An 18326-nucleotide genomic window follows, 5' to 3' on the forward strand; every position below is an offset into this window, starting at 1 on the left:
GGGCTTGCGCTCCGACCGAGACTTCAGCATAATCTCGTTCTCCCCACTGCACGGCGAAAGCCAAGCGGACTGGCTGAAAGGCCGGAGAAGTTAGCGGAACGGGGGCTTGCAAAACGGTGTGGTTGCTTTATAATCGCCGCTTCGCCAGAAACGCAGTAAATCTGGTGATTAGCAAGTAGCAGTAAATGACAGCAACATTGGGGCTATAGCTCAGCTGGGAGAGCGCTTGCATGGCATGCAAGAGGTCAGCGGTTCGATCCCGCTTAGCTCCACCAAGTTTCTGTCCCCTTCGTCTAGAGGCCTAGGACATCACCCTTTCACGGTGAGTACAGGGGTTCGAATCCCCTAGGGGACGCCAGAAAAATGGACGTAATCAAACGTCCGCTTTGTCGTCCGGAGCGAAGCTCCAGATGGCAACCGACTATGGAGTGGTAGTTCAGTCGGTTAGAATACCGGCCTGTCACGCCGGGGGTCGCGGGTTCGAGTCCCGTCCACTCCGCCAAAACTGAACCCGCTTGGGTAATACCAAGCGGGTTTTTCTTTGGGTGAGAGGTGATTATCTGATAATCACTTCGCGGTTTTCTTCAGGCAATATGTTGCGTGTCGGGAGAATATCGATATATAATCGCAGCTTCGCGTCTGACGCGATTATGCAGTACCAAGGGGCTATAGCTCAGCTGGGAGAGCGCTTGCATGGCATGCAAGAGGTCAGCGGTTCGATCCCGCTTAGCTCCACCAGGATTTCGAGGCACCGACCCAGCAAAAAAGGTGCTTCAAGCTGAAAAAAGTCTGCTAGAATAGCCGACTTCGCAGCGCAGACGGAAACGTTGCAACAAGTTTCTGTCCCCTTCGTCTAGAGGCCTAGGACATCACCCTTTCACGGTGAGTACAGGGGTTCGAATCCCCTAGGGGACGCCAAAACAACAGAACGTAATCAGACGTTCAGTTTGTCGTCCGGAGCATCGCTCTGGATGGCACCGACTAAGGAGTGGTAGTTCAGTCGGTTAGAATACCGGCCTGTCACGCCGGGGGTCGCGGGTTCGAGTCCCGTCCACTCCGCCAAAACTAAGCCCGCATGGTGAAAGTCATGCGGGTTTTTCTTTTGTATTTTTGATTTAGGAGGCCCGGGTTTGCGAGGCCCGGGCTGCGGATTTGTTGGCCAGGACAACACACCATTGGTGTGGAGTCTTGCCCGCAACTAATGCGATGACGATTCGTCCCTGACCATCGCAGGCAACTTGCTGATCCGCATGAAATACCGGACCAGCAACGTTCCGGCCACCGCCAGGCTGACACTGTTCGCCAGCCAGAAGCCTGACGCGCCGCGCGTGAAGGCCGGCAGCGCCTCGATCAAGCCAAAACCCATCACGTAGCCGCCCCCGAGTCCCACGCCCCATAGTGACGCTGCATAGATAAGCGTCGGGATCAGTGCGATCTTGTAAGCACGGAGGATAAAGGCGCTCATGACCTGCACTGCGTCGAACGCTTGATAGAAGGCGACGAACAGCATCAGGGGCAGCGCCTTGGCCACCACAGCCGGATCCTTTGCATAGGCGTGCAGGAGCGGCTCGCGCAGGAGCCAGAGCAGGGCGCCCGTGACCAGCGCCAGCCCCGCGCCGAAACGGATGCCGCGCCAGGCGATGCGCCGTGCGCCGGCCAGATCTCGAGCGCCGATCGACTGTGCGACCAGTGTCGAGGTGGCAATCGAGAGCGATAACGGCATCATGTAAGCGACGGCACTGAGGTTTGCGATGATCTGGTGACCCGCCAGCGTCTCGGTGCCCATGCGCGTGATGAAGATCGACATCAGCGTGAAGGACGTGATCTCGATGAGGTACGTGAGCCCCATCGGCACGCCCAGCCGTAGCAGCGGACGGACCTTCTCCCACTTCGGCCATTCCCAGCCGGCAAAGATCGCTAGCGGCTGGTAAGCCGCGCCATGCCGCAGGATCATCAACCCGGCGATGCACCAGACCCAGCTGATCAGCGACGATGCCAGTGCGCAGCCCGGACCGCCCATCGGTGCCACTCCGAAGCCGCCATGAATGAACCAGGCGTTGAGCGGGATCTTGATGGCCAGCCCCGCCAGTTGCAGGACCGTCACCATGATCGGCCGCGACAGCGCATTGTTCAGCGCCATATAGATACGGAAGCCCAGCGCGGCCGGTAGCCCGAACGCGACGATATGCAGGTAGCGGGAAGCCTTCTCCACCAGCTCGGGCGGTGCCTTGGCAAATGCAAGCAATGGCTCGGGGAACAGTAGCAGCAGCATGCCGGGGATCGCCAGCGCCAGGCCGAGCCATGCGGCCTGGCGGACTTCACTGCCGATTTCTACCGTGCGTCCCGCACCGTAGAGCTGCGCGGCGATGGGCGCCAGTGCCTGCAGCACGCCCATCAGGCTGATATAGACCGTGATGTAGATGGACCCGCCGAGGCCAACCGCGGCAAGGTCTGCCGCGGAGGCACGGCCGGCCATGACCGTATCGATGACACCGAAGGCCACCACGGCCAGTTGGCCAACCAGGACCGGTGCGGCCAGGTTGGCAATCCGACGAATATCCTGCAGCGCGCTGCTCATTGTTCTTGTCAGGTGGGAGGGGTCCCGCGTGCGCAGGCGGGATGAGGGGCGACTGCCCGGATCAGGGCTGGGGCGGCAGACGGCGCGGCAACGTGGGGTGCGGCGCCGTAATGCGCGACGTATCCACCAGCCGGTACATGCGGAAGCGTTCGTCGCGGTCCGCCGGTCGGCGGCCTTCCCAGATCAGGCGCCATTCAAAATGGGAGATGCTGCTCGGTGTGCCGTAGTCGACGGCATCGTGCCGCAGCAGCACATCGCAGCCATCGCTCGGACCGCCAAAGCGGATGTGGCCGAAGAACGCGAACGACGCGAGCTGGGCATCGCCCATGCGGATCGGCTGCACACACGTATAGGTCGAGGGGAGTGCCATTGACGCGGCCTGTGCGACATCGCGATAGGTCTTGCCGTAGTTGATCGACGGCAGCCACAGCGTCATGGCGATGACCCACATCAGCGTCGTGCCTGCAGCGGAGATCACCACCGGACGCCAGATCTGCTTGGGCGCGCGCGAGAGGCGCCAGCGCACGATCAGCACCCAGGCCAGCGTGACGGCCAGTGCGATGGCCACCGCGCTGATCGTAAACGTGTGCTGGAAGCCGGGAATCAGACGGAACACATTGTTGGCAATACGTGGCGGCCAGCCCGTGGTCTTGGCGATCCACATGAACCAGACGAAGCCGCCGAAAATCGTGAAGAACAACAGGGCAAACCAGTCGATCGCATTGATCGCGCCGCGCGTCAGCGTGGGCAGGGCAAATGCAGCCAGAATCGCCATCGGCGGTAGCAGCAGGATGAACTGCACGTCGCCGGGATTGCGTTGCAGCACCAGCAGCAAGAACAGCATGGCCAGGATCGACAGCGGCAGCGTCACGTGGGGTGCGCGCCGCATGCCGCGCCACGACAACCACGCCCAGGCGGCAATTGGCCAGACGGGCCAGGCAAAGAGGAAGAAGTTGCGGGCAATGAAGCCGATGGTGAATACCGACGGCGCGCCATACGTACGGCGGTCGTAGCGCGACCATTCACGGATGTAGGTCACGCCGTTGATGGAATCGCTGGCGCCGAAATAAACGGCAGCCATCCAGGCCATGACGATCACCAGCGCGATCGGGAGCCCGATCCCCATCAGGCGCTTCAGCGGCACCGGCTTGCAGACCGCACCCGCCACCAGTGTTGCGGCCAGCAGTGCCGCCCCCAGGATCGGGCCGCTGGCCAGGACCAGCGCGCCCAGGCCTGCGCCAAACCACAGGCTGCCCTGTACGGGCTTGTCGAGGCTGCGCACCATCCCGTACAGCATGAAGGCGATGAAGCAGACCTGGCCGACCTGTGCTGTGGTCTCATGACCGCGCATCGCCAGACCGACGCAAGCCAGGAAGATCAGCAGCGCGCCGTCCGCCAGGGCGCGGCCATAGGATCGCGCATCGGGCTGGCCTCCGAAGGCGAATGCGAACGGCTGCACCTCATCGCGCCGGCCGAGCAGATAAGTCGTGTACCAGATGAATGCGCACGTCGCGAAATAGAACAGCGCCGTGGCGATGCGCGAGGCGTCGGGTGCGCCGAGCCAGCCGCCGAACAGCCGGATCATGATGCCGCCGACCCAGAACACGAGGGGGCCGTCCTCGCTGAAGGGACGGCCGACGATATTCGGCATCAGCCAGTCCTGCACGCCGCCGGTGGCCAGTTGCCACATCACGCCGAAGCCCGCCGCGTCCTCGTTTTTCCAGGGGTCGCGGCCAAACAGGCCGGCCAGTCCGTAGATGATGCAGATCGCCAGCAGCAGCGCACGGGGCAGAGCACCGGTGGCGGCGGCGGTCAGGTGGACGGGAGAGGTCTTGGCTTGACTCATCGGCAGGTGGGATCAGGCATGTGGCCATTCATGCGGCCACAAATGCAAAGAGGCAGCCGATGCTGCCTCTTTGTCAGGTCGCGCGCCGCAGGAGCATCCGTCCTGGCGTGCGCGGCAGTCGCTCGGAAAGCGTGCGCGATTACTTCTTGATCGCGCTCAGCTTGCTGCCGAACTTCTGGCGGAACTTCTCGACGCGGCCGGCCGTGTCCATGATCTTCTGGGTGCCGGTGTAGAACGGGTGCGATTCCGACGACACTTCGATCTTGGCGAGCGGGTAGGTCTTGCCTTCGTGTTCGATCGTGTCCTTGGTCTGGATCGTCGAGCGGGTCACGAACTTGAAGTCGTTCGACACGTCGTGGAACAGGACTTCGCGGTAATTCGGGTGAATGCCTTCTTTCATGGTGCTTCCTTTCAGGTTGGGTAGCCAGTTCGCTGGGTGTGCCGGTCGCGCTGATGCTTGCGGCGAGCGAACCACTTGCCGATAACGGGCAAACCGGGATTATGGCAGAAAAACAAAGACTTGGGTAAGGAGACGCGCGATATCGCCCGGACGCGACACTAGTGGGCAACGGCATCTTACGCATCACTTTTTCGCCGGATCCTGCCGGTAAAACGTGGCGAGCGCGTCATAGAGCGCGGGCCAGTGCTGATGCAACCCTCCTGGTTCGACGAAAAATGTCTCGGACGCCACCGCGAAGAACTCGCTCGGCGCTTCGCAGCCGTAGGGATCGATGACGCGCAATCGAGGCGGCAGGCGGGCCGGATGGTCCCAGGCGGAATCGGGCAGCGCATCGCAGGCCTCGGCAAACGCATCGTACTCGCTCAGGAGCGTTTCGGCCCATTGGGCGGCATCCACGCCGGGATGCAGCACGCGCGAAAACGGCGGTACACCGTCGGGCTCCCCGTCCAGCATGTCGAGCTTGTGCGCAAACTCGTGAATCACCACGTTGTACGCATCGGCTGTCAGGCCGTCAGCGTCAAGGCCCGCGCCGGGCGATTTGACGTCCTGCCAGGACAGGATCACGGGGCCGTGCTCCCAGGCTTCGCCACTGGCTTCCTCCTCCACGCCGTGCACCAGTCCGATATCGTCCTCGACCGTTTTGCGGATCAGGAACTCGCCCGGATAGAGCACGATGCCGTGCCAGCCGCGATACCACTCGATACCGAGTTTCAGGATTGGCACGCAGGCCTGGACGGCCACGCTGACCACCATCTCGTCGGTCAGCGGCAGGTCATGCGCGGTGGAGTATTCCTTGCTGGCGATGAATAGCGTGGCCAGTTCACGCAGCGCGGCCAGGTCGTCGGCATCGTAGCGTTGCACGAAGGGCAGGGCTGCTACCGTGCGCGTCCACAATTCGTCCGGAATCGCATAGTGCTCGAGCTTGCGGGCCCTGGATCGTGCGCGCAGGAAGCTGGTCAGTTTGCCAAACATGGTCTCGCGAAAGAGGAAACAAAAAAGGCGCACCCAAGGGTACGCCTTCTTGCTGTGCAGGACTAGCTGCGAGGGTCAGCCACCCCGACGCATCATGTCGAAGAACTCCGCGTTGTTCTTCGTCGGCTTCATCTTGTCCAGGATGAATTCCATGGCCTGTACTTCGTCCATGTCCGAGATGAACTTGCGCAGGATCCAGATCTTCTGGAGGATTTCCGGCTTGATCAGCAGTTCTTCGCGGCGCGTGCCCGACTTGTTCAGGTTGATGGCCGGGTAGACGCGCTTTTCCGCCAGACGGCGTTCCAGGTGCACTTCCATGTTGCCGGTGCCCTTGAACTCTTCGTAGATCACGTCGTCCATGCGGCTGCCCGTTTCGATCAGCGCGGTGGCGATGATGGTCAGCGAGCCGCCTTCTTCCAGATTCCGCGCGGCGCCGAAGAAGCGCTTCGGACGTTGCAGCGCGTTGGCGTCCACACCGCCAGTCAGCACCTTGCCCGATGCCGGCACCACCGTGTTGTAGGCGCGCGCCAGACGCGTGATCGAATCCAGCAGGATCACCACATCGCGCTTCAGTTCCACCAGGCGCTTGGCTTTCTCGATGACCATTTCAGCCACCTGCACGTGGCGGATGGCGGGTTCGTCAAACGTGGACGCCACCACTTCGCCGCGCACGGAGCGCATCATTTCGGTCACTTCTTCCGGGCGCTCGTCGATCAGCAGCACGAAGAGGTCCGCTTCCGGATGATTGTTGGCGATGGCATGCGCCACGTGCTGCAGCATCACGGTCTTGCCGGATTTCGGCGATGCCACCAGCAGTGCGCGCTGGCCACGGCCGATCGGGGCGATCATGTCGATGATGCGGCCGGTGATGTTTTCCTCGGCGCGGATGTCGCGTTCGAGGATGAGCGGCCGGTTCGGATGCAGCGGCGTCAGGTTCTCGAACATGATGCGGTTCTTCACCGCTTCGGGCGGCTGCCCGTTGACCTTGTCCACCTTGACGAGTGCGAAGTAGCGCTCGCCATCCTTCGGGGTGCGCACTTCACCTTCGATCGAGTCGCCGGTATGCAGGTTGAAGCGGCGGATCTGCGAGGGGCTGATGTAGATGTCGTCCGTGCTGGCCAGGTACGACGTTTCCGGCGAGCGCAGGAAACCGAAGCCATCGGGCAGAACTTCCAGCGTGCCGTCTCCGTAGATGGTTTCGCCCATCTTGGCGCGCTTCTTCAGGATCGCAAACATCAGTTCCTGTTTGCGCATCCGTTGTGCATTGTCGATCTCGAGCGTTGCCGCCATTTCGAGAAGCGCAGACACGTGAAGCGATTTGAGTTCTGTCAGGTGCATAGACGAGGGGTACAGAAGGGCCCGGACGGGCAAGACCTAAGGGACGGGGGAAAGAATGAGCGAACGCTCGGGGAAGTTGTTGGTGGCATCTTAGCACAATCCGGCCGCAGCGCCAGGGCTGGCGCGCATAGGCCGGATTGTGGTTGCCGGGGTGCCGCGCCTGGCGGGCCCCGGCGGGCGGCGGATTACAGGTTGCCGTCCAGGAACGCGGTCAGCTGCGACTTCGACAGTGCGCCAACCTTCTGTGCAGCCGGCTCGCCGTTCTTGAACAGGATCAGCGTGGGGATGCCGCGAATGCCGAACTTGGCCGGCACTTGCTGGTTCTCGTCGACGTTGATCTTGGCGATCTGCACCTTGTCGCCGTAGTCGCGCGCAACTTCGTCCAGGATCGGGGCGATCATCTTGCAAGGACCGCACCATTCGGCCCAGAAGTCCAGCAGGACGGGCTTGTCGGACTTGAGGACGTCGGACTCGAAAGATGCGTCGCTCACATACTTGATTTGTTCGCTCATGGCGGAAAACCTCTGGTTTCGCTCAGTTTATGTTGAAGGCTGGAAACTGCTAATGGGCCGAACCGCTACCATACACGAGATTCCGCGGCTTCGCCGGACGGCACTTTCATGGGAAGAGCCACCGCCTTTGTCGCCGGTATATTACCAGTTTGACGGATTTCAAGACCCTCGCGAGGGACGCTTCCGGCAGGGCTGCGGCGTTGGTGACCATTGTGCCGCCAGGGCGCTGCCGGTGCCGAAGTTTGTATTAATCGTGCCAAGAGTCTGGCTCAATTGACCAGTACTCATTTGGGTTATTACGGAGCGGGATTTCCCTGAAATTGGCGGCGCGTGCATGATCTAGAATGCACTTTGCGAGGCGCCACATTTTTAGGGGCGATCGGCGCGCGTAGAATGATAAATGACGCGTACGCCTTTGCCCGCCCTTCGGATCGGCGGAGCGTTGGCGGCGGATATCGGCGGGACAGGTTGTCTCGCGATATGCCGCGACAGGCGCTGTTTCGTCACCCGTTTTCACCCAGCCGGGGCAACCACCAAGGCCATCGATCATGACTTCAGAATCCCGCAAGCCCACCCCGCCCGAAGACGAGCAGTCTCCGGATGTGGACCACCTGAGCGACGCGCTGGAGCATCTCAGCAGCGCGGTCGAGACCAACAGCATTGCCACCGGCGCTGCGCGGGGACTTGTTTACAGTGTGATGGAAACCCTCGGCACCCTGATAGGGGACCCCGACCTGCCGGAGCATGCCCGCTCCGGCTATGAGGGACTGCTGGAAACCGCGCGCGAACTGCGCGCCCGGCTCGACCGGGGGGATCACTGAGCCCGGCCATCCTGCCGAGGGCCCCGGGTTGCCCTCGGATCGCTGAGCATTCCTGTCGCCTTGCTGCGCCGCGTCGCGCGGCAAGGTCTAGCCTGACCTTGCGCGATGCGTCGCGCCACCCATGACCCGGCTTTCCTTTTCTCCCGGCCCCTCTTTCCTGGAGCAGGCCGCCACGGCGACGTGGTATTTCCTTGATCGTTGCGGTCCGGCGGCAGCCGGCGCGCATGTGGTCGTGCCCACGGCCGCGCAGATTCCCGGCGTGCGCGCGGCGCTCGACGCCGCTGCGCGGGCCGCGGGCCAGCCACGGCTGCTGCCGCGCGTGCTGACGCTCGGCCACTGGCTGCTGGACCTGCCACCCGATCTGGCCGCCGAGCCCACCCTCGTGCGTAGTCATGCGGCGCGTTTGCTTGCGGTGCAGCAGGCGATCCGCGCGCAGGACTGGCTGCGCCAGGCATTCGGTGCGCAGACAGAGGGCGCGGCCTGGGGCCTGGCGCAGACGCTACTGTCCATCAGCGACGAGCTCAGCGCACGTTGGCTCGAGGACGCGGCGATCCGTGATGACGATGACATCGATGGCGATGACCGCGCCGCCTTGCTGCAAGGTGCGTTGCAGCGGACATACGCGCATCTGTCCGAGCGTTTCCTCGGACAGGAGGCGCAGATCGTGCTGGCGTTCTGGCAGATGCTGTCGGGCCCCGACGATCCGCTACCGGCCCGCCGGCGTGCATTGCAACGGCTGGCGCTGCAGGTGGCGGGGCCAGTGATCTGGATCGGCCCGACGCCACCGGAGCCGATCGAGGCCACGTTCCTGATGCAGGCCGGCGAACAAATGCCGACGCTGGAGATCGGTTACGACTGGTCGGGCGGATCGCATGACGCCGATTCCGGGCCCGACTGGTATGGCACGTTGCTCGCGCTATGGCCCGAAGCGCGTCGCGTGGATGCGGAGGTTGCCTCGGCGGAAGACGGCGACACGCAGCCGTCGATGCCGAATCCGGTGCCATCATTCACACCATCGCTTCCGGCCACGCTGCCGGAAAGCCGGCCGAGGATTCGGGTGATTGGCAGCGCGCGTTTCGAGGACGAGGCCGCGGCCGCGGCCGACCAGCTTGTTCAGTGGCTCAACGAAGGCCGCCGCCACGTCGCGCTGGTCGCCCATGATCGCGTGGTGGCCCGCCGCGCGCGCGCCTTGCTGGCCCGCGCCGGTGCGCCGGTACGCGACGAAACCGGTTGGAAACTATCCACGACGCGCGCCGCCGCCGCGCTCATGCGCTGGTTTGATGTGCTCGCCCGTGATGGCGACACGTCGGCCTTGCTGGACTTGCTGAAGAGTCCGTTCTGCCTGCCGGCCTTCGAAAACCGTGGCGCAGCCATCGCGCTGATGGAGCGCCAGATTCGCCGCGACGGCATCAGTGGCGGCTGGGCACGCCTGCGGCATCTGTTTGCCGAACGGAGCACCACCGTGCGGGCCGATGCGGCGACGCCGGGCACGCCCGATATCACCCCCGATGCCGCGACCGATGTGGCAGCTGACACCGTGCAGCAGACGCGCGCCGCCGCACGCGCCCTGATTGCGATCCTCGCCGACGAGGCCTCCGCCTGGCCGCGGGGTGCTGCGCAAAAGCCGCTGACCGTCTGGCTGGAGCGCCTGGACGCGATGCTGGATACGCTGGCCATGCGCACGGCGCTGGCCGAGGACGATGCCGGCCGACAGCTTCTCGATGCGCTGGCCCGGCTGGCCGATCTGCCTGGCGACGAGACGGGCGCGCATGCGACGCTCAGTCAGCAGGAGTTCCGCGCGATGCTGTCCGCGCTGCTGGAATCGGTTGCCTACAAGGAACCCTCCGCGCCGGATGCGTCGCGGATCACGATCCTGCCGTTGAACGGTGCGCGGATGCGTCGGTTCGACGGCGTGGTGGTGGTCGGCTGCGACGATGCGCAACTGCCGTCCAGCGCCGCCGAGCTGATGTTCTTCTCGAACCAGATGCGGCGCGAACTTGGGCTCGAAGACCGCGAGGCGCGTTTCGCCCAGCAAGCGCGCGATCTGGCCGAGGTGCTGCTGAACAATGACGATGTGGTCATGACGTGGCAGCGCTTTGGCGGCAGGGGGGAGCCGCACCATGTGTCGGGCTGGATCGAGCGGCTCTCGGCTTGCTGCGCGCGCGCTGGCGCGCCGATCGAGGCCAATGCTGCGCCCTGCCTGCACGAGACGTTCGCGCGGCCCGGCTACATGCCCGCACCCGCCGCGCCGGAGCGCGTGCCGGCTCGCTGGAGCGCGCAGGCGTACAACATGCTTCGTCGATGCCCGTATCAGTTCTTTGCGGGCCGCATGCTCGGGCTTGCCGGGCTGGAGGCCGTCAACGACGACCTGGAGAAGCGCGACATCGGCAATCTGCTGCACCGCGTGCTGCTGCAATATCACGAGGAAATGCACGCCTCGGACGAGCGCGATGCCGAACGCCGGCTGGCGCGTCTGCGCGAGATTTCGGATGACGTCTTCGGTGCGCTGATGGCCGATGACGGCAACGCGATCGGCTACTACCGTCGCTGGTGCGAAGTGCTGCCCTCGTATGTCGCATGGCAGATCGCACGCGAGGCCGAGGGCTGGCACTGGCGCGGTGGCGAGATGGATGTCAGCGTGGATGTGGCGATGCCGGACGGCGTGCCACTGCGGCTCGCGGGCCGGATCGACCGGGTCGACAAGGGGCCGGATGGCGCGCACGCCGTGCTCGACTACAAGACGCAGCCCGCCAGCCGCTTGCGGCGCAAGGCCGGCGACCCCGAGGAGGATTGCCAACTGCCGTTCTACGGCCTGTTGCGCGCCGATGCCGTGGCCGGCAGCTGGGTCGCGCTCGAAGGCGTGAAGCTCGGCGGCAAGGACAGTTCGCCGGGCGCGCAACGCGAGGTAGATATGCCTGAGTTCCAGGCCACCGTGACCTGGCTCGAGCGTCAGCTACGCAATGACGTGGGCCGCTTGCGCCAGGGGGCGAGGCTCCCGGCATTCGGCGATGCCGCCGCCTGTACTTATTGCGAAGCCCGCGGCCTGTGCCGCAAGGGTTTCTGGGAATCCACCGCCTTGCCCGATCTGCAGTCATGACCGAAGTTCACGCCTACCTCCGCGATGGCCAGCCCGTTGGCGAAGGTGATTTCACGCGCGCCGCCTGCGACCCCGGTCGATCGGTGGTGGTGGAAGCCTGCGCCGGCAGCGGCAAGACGTGGCTACTGGTGGCGCGGCTGGCGCGCCTGCTGCTGGCCGGTGCCGCGCCGCATGAAGTCCTGGCCATCACCTTCACGCGCAAGGCGGCCGAGGAGATGCGCGAACGCCTGCTGGAAGTGCTGTCCCAACTGGCCAGCGGCACCGACGAGGCCGTGCTGGCCCAGTTGGAGATGCGCGGAATGACGCCAGATGCGGCGCGTGCCGCGCTGCCCCGTGCGCGCGGCCTGCATGCGCAGGTGCTGGCGTCGCCGGGCCGGATGGCCATCGACACTTTCCACGGCTGGTTCGGCACGCTGCTGCGCGGCGCGCCGCTGGCGTCGGGCATCGTGCCGGGTGCGTCGCTGCGCGAAGATGCGCTGCGCATGAAGCGCGAGGCGTGGGCTCCTTTCTGGCGCGCGCTGGCGCAACCGCAGTACGCGGATTTGCGCGAATCCTATGAACAGCTCGTCGACGCCATCGGCGAATTCCAGGCACGCGGGCTGCTCGACCGGATGTTCCATGCCCGCAGCGAATGGTGGGCGATGCGCGAGGCCGGCAGCCCGGCTGCCATGCTGGCCAGGGATCTTGGCGACGACGCGACGACCGACGTGCTCGTCGATGCGCTCTGTGACGACGGCTGGCTCGAAGATTGCGCGCAGATGGCCAGGCTGCTGGGCGAGGGCGGCAAGACGGAGCAGGGGCATGCCGCGCGGCTGGTCGATGGCTTGATGGCGATCCAGTCCTGGCGCGAGGCCGGTCGTGCGCCGGGCGATCCCGCCACGCAGGCGTTCAGCCTGCTGCGCGCGGCATTCTTCACCGCAGCCGGCGAGCCACGCGCCATGCGCCGCACGACGGCGCTGGTCAAGGCAGCCGGAAGTGAAGCCGCCGTCGATACCCTGCTGGAGCGGCACGCCGGTCACTGCACCCGACTGGACGAGATCGCCGCGCGCCGCTGCGAGGCCACCGTGCTGGCGGTCAACCTGGCGCTGTATCGTCTTGGCGACGCGCTGCTGGAACGTTACCAGCACTACAAGAGCGAGCAGCGCGCGATGGATTTCGCGGACCTCGAATGGCTGGCCGCCAGGCTGATGGCCGACGAGGAAACCGCCACCTATCTGCAGGTGCGGCTCGATGCGCGATATCGCCACCTGCTGCTTGACGAGTTCCAGGACACCAACCCGCTGCAATGGCGCATCCTGCAGGGCTGGCTGGCCGGCTATCAGGGCCTGGGCGGCAAGCCGACGGTGTTCCTGGTCGGCGATCCCAAGCAGTCGATCTATCGCTTCCGACGCGCGGACGCCCGCCTGTTCGGTGCCGCCAGCGAGATGCTGCAGGCGGATTTCGGCGCGACCGTGCTGCGCACCAATCGCACGCGCCGGAACCGGCCGGAGGTGCTCGACTGGGTCAACGCGGTGTTCGATCACGCGCGTGCCGAGGGCCGCTATTCGCTGTATGAAACGCAGACCACGGCTCTGAAGGAACCCGGTGGGCCGGTGTGGTTGCTGCCGCTCGTGGAGGAGCCAGCGGAAGCGGCGCGTGAGGACGCACCGGAAGCCGATGGCCATCGCGACACGCTCACGCAGCCGCGCACCCATCAAGGCGATTCGCTGCGGCTGGAAGAAGGGCGGCGCGTGGCGGCGTGGCTGCGCTACATCCGCGACAACGTGCCGGTGCGCGAAGGCGATACCTCGCGGCGGGCGATCTGGCGCGACATGCACCTGCTGGTTCGCCGCAAGACTCACCTGGCCGACTACGAACGGGCCCTGCGCGAAGCCGACATCCCTTGCCTGAGCCCCCGGCGCGGCGGATTGCTCACGACGCTGGAAGCCCTCGACATCTCGGCATTGCTGGCGTTCCTGATGACGCCGGAGTCGGATCTCGACCTGGCCCACGTGCTCAGGAGCCCGATTGTCGGGGCGACCGACGATGACCTGATCCTGCTGGCCGGCATGGAAGGCGAGGGCGGCTGGTGGGCGCGCATCGAGACCGTCGGCCTGCCCGCCAATGTCTCCGACGCGCTGCGCAGCGGCGTGGGGCGGCTGCGCGCATGGCTGGCGCTGGCACCGCATCGGCCCGTGCACGACCTGATCGACCAGATCTATCACCACGGCGAGGTGCGCCGCCGCTATGCGGAGGCGGCCCCGGCGGCCATCCGCGAGCAGGTGCTGGCCAATCTCGATGCGTTCCTGAAGCTGTCGCTCGATCTCGACGGTGGTCGCTATCCGAGCCTGCCGAAGTTTATCGATGAACTGCAGGAGATTCGCCGTGGCGACGAGGATGAAAGCCCCGACGAAGGCGGCATGGGCGAAGGCGTGGAAGACACGGAAGCGGAGCCCGAGGACGACGGCGACAACCAGCTCGACGCGGTGCACATCCTGACCGTGCATGCGGCCAAGGGGCTGGAAGCGCCGTTCGTGGTGCTGCTCGACGCCAACCACAGCGACCCGGCGGCGGACCGGGGCGGGATCCTGGTGGACTGGCCGCCCACGGCGCATGTGCCGACGCATTTCTCGGCCTACGGCAAGCGCAGCGAACGCGGTCTGGCGCGCGCGCACTTGTTCGAGGCGGAGGCGGCGTTGGCGGACCGCGAAAACTGGAACCTGTTGTATGTGGCGATGACGCGCGCGCAACAGGGGTTGCTGGTCAGCGGCGTGAAAGGACGCACCAGCAAGGCGGAGAAGGACAGCGCGCCGGCAGCGGAGATCGCGGGAAGCTGGTATGTGCGGCTGGCGGCGGCGGGCGTGGGCGACGAGTTGACGGCGTATCCGGAAGCCGATGTCTCGCCCGAGGCGGCTGCGCTGGCGCCGGCCAGCGAGCGCGTGCGCTACGCGGACTTCCGGCTGCGCTATCGGGATGCCGCGATGATCGTCGATGACGAGGTGTCTGCGGGTGGGGAAGGTGACGTGCCGGAAGACGAGGGCGTCGTGTTCGACGCGACCGCGGCGGCGCACGGCGAGCTGGTCCACGCCTTGCTGGAGCGGGTCACACGCTATCCGGAGGCATTCGGCGTGGTGCCTGATGTGGCCACCGTCATGCGTTGGTTCCCGCTGGCGGGTGCCGGGGCACCCCAGGCGCGTGAGCGCTGGCAACAGCAGGCCGAAGCCGCGGTGGACGACGTGCGCGCGATGCTGTCGGCGCCAGCCCTGCGTCCACTGTTCTTCCCGGAGGCGGCGGCATCGGCGCGCAATGAGGTGGAGTTGTACGACGGACGCGGCCGGCTGCTGCGGATCGACCGGCTTGTGGAATTCGAGGACCGCGTCGTCATCATCGACTACAAGCTGCGGCTGTTGCCGCAGGAGCATGCATCGTATGGCGCCCAGCTCGCGCGCTATGTGGCGGCGGTGGGGCCGATGTTCCCCGGCAAGCGGATCGAAGCCGGCGTGGCGACGGCGGCGGGCGAGTGGATCGACGCGGGCAGTCTGCGGGCGGCGCAACGGCCGATGTCGGGCATGCAGCAGGGCTCGCTATTCTGAACAGGGCGGGGCGCTGAGCGGCACCGGCAGGGCCGGGTGTCGCGGACATCGCGCCTTGCTACGCGCGGTTGCCCATTTGGGCGCAGAATAGTCGCGTTCCGGGTGAGTGCCGGGCGAGTCCTGCTGGGGTGCGTTGGGGCTGTGTGGCGAATCCGTCGACGATATCCGTCACGCCGGGCGATAGCGGCAGTGCGTGCATTGTTCGGGGGAAACGCAGAAGGGGTGAGGAAGGAATAAGGGGGACGAGCCTGACCCTCGGCACTGGCGGAAAACGGCTGTGGCTGCTTCGTTCCCGACCTGACCAGGTTGACCGCGCCACCATGCGAGGAGGCCCGTCCGACCGGCATTGTAACGCAACCCGGGAAGCCGTCACGAAATTAGTTGTAATGCGAGTGGTTAAGCGCGTTGTTTGGTGAATTGTTTGATCTCACGCAGGCTCGTCGCAAACCTGTGGCTGGCAGCATGGCGGGCTGCATTGGTTGCTCCGACCCGTGCCGGCGACTTGGCGCGTGCGATGCCAATGCCGAATCGTTCTCATCTTGATGAGCCAGGACATGAACGCAAACGACCAGATCATACGTGGCGCACTCGCGCCGCAAGACATTTCCACAGAAGTACTGCTTGAAAAATATGCGAAGGGCGAAGAGCGGACCGCCGCCGACGTGCGCCAGCGCGTGGCGCGCGCCCTCGCCGAGGCCGAACCCGTCGACAAGCGTGAGGCATGGGCCGCACGCTTCCTCTGGGCCCTGGAAAACGGCTTCGTGCCAGCCGGACGGATCAACTCCGCCGCGGGCACCGGCATCCAGGCCACGCTGATCAATTGCTTCGTCCAGCCCGTGGGCGATTCGGTATCCGAATCGCGTGATGGCAAGCCGAGCATCTACACCGCCGTGGCCCAGGCCGCGGAGACCATGCGGCGCGGCGGCGGCGTCGGCTATGACTTCTCTTCGATCCGCCCCGGCGGGGCGCTGGTGCGTGCCACGCATTCCCGCGCATCGGGGCCGGTGTCCTTCATGAAGGTGTTCGATGCATCGTGCGCCACCGTGGAGTCCGCCGGCGCGCGGCGCGGCGCGCAGATGGGCGTGCTCCGCTGCGACCATCCGGACATCGAGAGCTTCATCCACGCCAAGGACCGGGGTGACCTGACCAACTTCAATATCTCGATCGGTGTCACGGACGCCTTCATGGAGGCCGTCGAAGCCGATGGCGAGATCGAACTGGTCCACGAGGCCGAGCCAGGCATGGACGTGATCGCGGCCGGTGCCTACCGCCGCGACGACGGCCAGTGGGTCTACCGGCGCGTGCCGGCACGCCGGCTCTGGGACCAGGTCATGCAGGCGACGTACGACCATGCCGAGCCCGGCATCCTGTTCCTCTCCCGGATCAATGCCGACAACAATCTCTATTACTGCGAGCGAATCGAAGCCACCAATCCGTGCGCGGAACAACCGCTGCCATCGTACGGTTGCTGCTGCCTGGGGTCGATCAACCTGACGGGCTTCGTACGCCAGCCGTTCACGGCGCAGGCGAGCTTCGACTTCGAGGCGTTTGCCGAAGTGGTGCGAGTGTCCACACGCATGCTCGACAATGTCCTCGACGTTACCTTCTGGCCGCTGCCCGAACAGGCGGCCGAGGCCGCGGCCAAGCGTCGCATTGGCCTGGGCTTCCTGGGCCTGGGCAGCGCATTGGTAATGCTGGGCCTGCGCTACGACACCGACGCGGCGCGCGAGCTAGCTGGCCGGATCGCCGAAGCCATGCGCGACCATGCCTATCTGGCGTCGACGGAACTCGCCGACGAAAAGGGCAAGTTCCCGCTGTTCGATGCCGACGCCTACCTCCGTGGCGGTTTCGTCGCCCGCCTGCCGGAGTCCGTGCGGGATGTGATCCGCGAACACGGCATGCGCAATTCACACCTGTTATCGATCGCCCCCACTGGCACCATCACGCTGGCGTTTGCCGACAACGCCTCCAACGGCATCGAGCCGGCGTTCTCGTGGACCTACAGCCGGCGCAAGCGGATGCCGGACGACAGCTACAAGATGTTCGAGGTGGCCGACTACGCGTGGCGGCTGCATCGTCACATGGGGGCCGACATGGAGCGGTTGCCGGAGAGTTTTGTCACGGCGCTGCAAATGTCCGCGCTTGACCATATGCGCATGCTGGAGGCCGTGCAGCCGTACATCGACACCAGCATCAGCAAGACGGTGAACGTGCCGGAGGACTATCCGTACGAGGCCTTCCGCAATCTGTACCTGGAAGCCTGGAAGGCGGGCCTGAAGGGGCTGGCGACCTACCGGCCCAACAGCGTGCTGGGCGCGGTGCTGTCCGTCACGCCACCCGCAGCCAGCCCTGGCACGCCGTCCACCGGGGCGGTCGCGGCACCCGCCGACGACGACCCGCTCACCCACCCGTTCGGCAGCCGGCCATTGGGCGACCTCGAGGGCGTGACCTCCAAGGTCGAGTACCTGACGTACGAGGGCCACAAGACCGTCTACCTGACCGTCAACTTCATGCGGGTATCCGGGCTGGTCAACGGGCAGGCCGTCACCATCGAACGGCCGCTCGAGTTCTTCATGCCCGCCGGCCAGCGCAGCGAGGGCCAGCAGTGGATCACGTCGACGATGCGGCTGCTGTCGATGGTGGCGCGCTCCGGCGGCCCGGTGGCCAAGGCGCTGGCGGACATGCGCAATGTCGTCTGGGACAAGGGCACCGTCCGCTATGGCTCGCTGGTACGCCAGGACGGCACCGAGGTTCCGCGCTTCCACGATTCGGAGGTAGCCGCCATCAGCTACGCCATCCAGCGGATCCTGATCAAGCGCGGCTTCCTGGACGAAGAGGGCGGCCAGGTGCCGCTGACCGCGCTGGCCGCGCGTCTGGCCCGGCGCGATGGCGGCGAGACGGCAATCGGCCTGGCTGACCTGCCGGCGCGCGCCGCGCCGCCAACGGTCAACCTCGGCGTGGGGACCGGCAAGCCTTGTCCCGAGTGTGGCGCCCACGCCTTGCACAAGGTCGATGGCTGCGCCAAATGCGCCAATTGCGGCTACGTGGGCGAATGCGGCTAGCGGCCGGGCCGCTTGTCAAGGGGGGCCGGCGGCCGGGGCCGGGGCCCGGCGGCTCATGCAGCCTTGCC

The 18326-nt window shown here is 65.4% G+C and carries 10 protein-coding genes, 6 tRNA genes and 1 other RNA gene; 10 read left to right on the forward strand and 7 right to left on the reverse strand.

The genetic code is table 11. The annotated features are described in order from the left end of the window. Positions 1-199 precede the first annotated feature (199 nt). From AC1DOX_RS05645 to AC1DOX_RS05670, 6 genes are all read left to right on the forward strand, one after another. Positions 200-275, forward strand: a tRNA-Ala gene (locus tag AC1DOX_RS05645). Positions 276-282: 7 nt separating this feature from the next. After that, a tRNA-Glu gene (locus AC1DOX_RS05650) sits at positions 283-358 on the forward strand. A 67-nt stretch (positions 359-425) separates the two neighbouring features. Continuing rightward, a tRNA-Asp gene (locus AC1DOX_RS05655) sits at positions 426-502 on the forward strand. Between the two features lie 160 nt (positions 503-662). Continuing rightward, positions 663-738: transfer RNA gene (locus AC1DOX_RS05660), tRNA-Ala, on the forward strand. 104 nt (positions 739-842) lie between these two features. Beyond that, positions 843-918: transfer RNA gene (locus AC1DOX_RS05665), tRNA-Glu, on the forward strand. A gap of 67 nt (positions 919-985) precedes the next feature. Beyond that, positions 986-1062: transfer RNA gene (locus AC1DOX_RS05670), tRNA-Asp, on the forward strand. Between the two features lie 136 nt (positions 1063-1198). On the opposite strand, the gene AC1DOX_RS05675 is transcribed toward AC1DOX_RS05670, so the two are convergent. The 6 genes from AC1DOX_RS05675 to trxA form a co-directional block, all read right to left on the reverse strand. Beyond that, entirely contained in the window at positions 1199-2578 is a 1380-nt protein-coding gene (locus tag AC1DOX_RS05675) for an MATE family efflux transporter (protein WP_441621027.1), read from the reverse strand. A 61-nt stretch (positions 2579-2639) separates the two neighbouring features. Beyond that, positions 2640-4424, reverse strand: a complete 1785-nt coding sequence (locus tag AC1DOX_RS05680; protein ID WP_441621029.1) for an ArnT family glycosyltransferase — start codon at positions 4422-4424, stop codon at positions 2640-2642. 139 nt (positions 4425-4563) lie between these two features. Beyond that, positions 4564-4824, reverse strand: coding sequence for a type B 50S ribosomal protein L31 (locus tag AC1DOX_RS05685; protein ID WP_092134315.1), 261 nt, complete (start codon positions 4822-4824; stop codon positions 4564-4566). Between the two features lie 183 nt (positions 4825-5007). After that, on the reverse strand, positions 5008-5856 hold the full coding sequence (locus AC1DOX_RS05690) for a M90 family metallopeptidase (protein ID WP_092134313.1): 849 nt from the start codon (positions 5854-5856) through the stop codon (positions 5008-5010). A gap of 75 nt (positions 5857-5931) precedes the next feature. Next, positions 5932-7194 (reverse strand): transcription termination factor Rho, encoded by a 1263-nt coding sequence (rho, locus tag AC1DOX_RS05695; protein WP_092134312.1) that lies wholly within the window; start codon positions 7192-7194, stop codon positions 5932-5934. Positions 7195-7379: 185 nt separating this feature from the next. Further along, the gene (gene trxA, locus AC1DOX_RS05700; protein ID WP_092134310.1) at positions 7380-7706 is read right to left on the reverse strand and encodes a thioredoxin TrxA; all 327 of its coding nucleotides are present in this window, start codon (positions 7704-7706) and stop codon (positions 7380-7382) included. Positions 7707-8254: 548 nt separating this feature from the next. Between trxA and AC1DOX_RS05705 the strand changes: the two genes are divergently transcribed. The 3 genes from AC1DOX_RS05705 (at position 8255) to AC1DOX_RS05715 (ending at position 15196) form a co-directional block, all read left to right on the forward strand. Next, positions 8255-8527 carry a hypothetical protein gene (locus tag AC1DOX_RS05705; protein ID WP_441621032.1) on the forward strand — a complete coding sequence of 91 codons (273 nt, stop codon included), beginning with the start codon at positions 8255-8257 and terminating at the stop codon, positions 8525-8527. 121 nt (positions 8528-8648) lie between these two features. Further along, a complete protein-coding gene (locus tag AC1DOX_RS05710) occupies positions 8649-11624 on the forward strand; it encodes a PD-(D/E)XK nuclease family protein (protein ID WP_441621034.1) in 2976 nt (991 codons plus the stop codon). Continuing rightward, entirely contained in the window at positions 11621-15196 is a 3576-nt protein-coding gene (locus AC1DOX_RS05715) for a UvrD-helicase domain-containing protein (RefSeq protein WP_477113996.1), read from the forward strand. The genes AC1DOX_RS05710 and AC1DOX_RS05715 overlap by 4 nt, the downstream gene beginning before the upstream one ends. Positions 15197-15434: 238 nt before the next feature. On the opposite strand, the gene ffs is transcribed toward AC1DOX_RS05715, so the two are convergent. Further along, positions 15435-15533: signal recognition particle sRNA small type (gene ffs, locus AC1DOX_RS05720), an RNA gene on the reverse strand. Between the two features lie 217 nt (positions 15534-15750). On the opposite strand from ffs, the gene AC1DOX_RS05725 reads away from it, so the two are divergent. Further along, positions 15751-18258: an adenosylcobalamin-dependent ribonucleoside-diphosphate reductase gene (locus AC1DOX_RS05725; protein ID WP_441621038.1), complete on the forward strand. Its 2508-nt coding sequence runs from the start codon at positions 15751-15753 to the stop codon at positions 18256-18258. The last annotated feature ends 68 nt before the right edge of the window (positions 18259-18326 follow it).

This window comes from Cupriavidus sp. 01L415, from assembly GCF_056400065.1.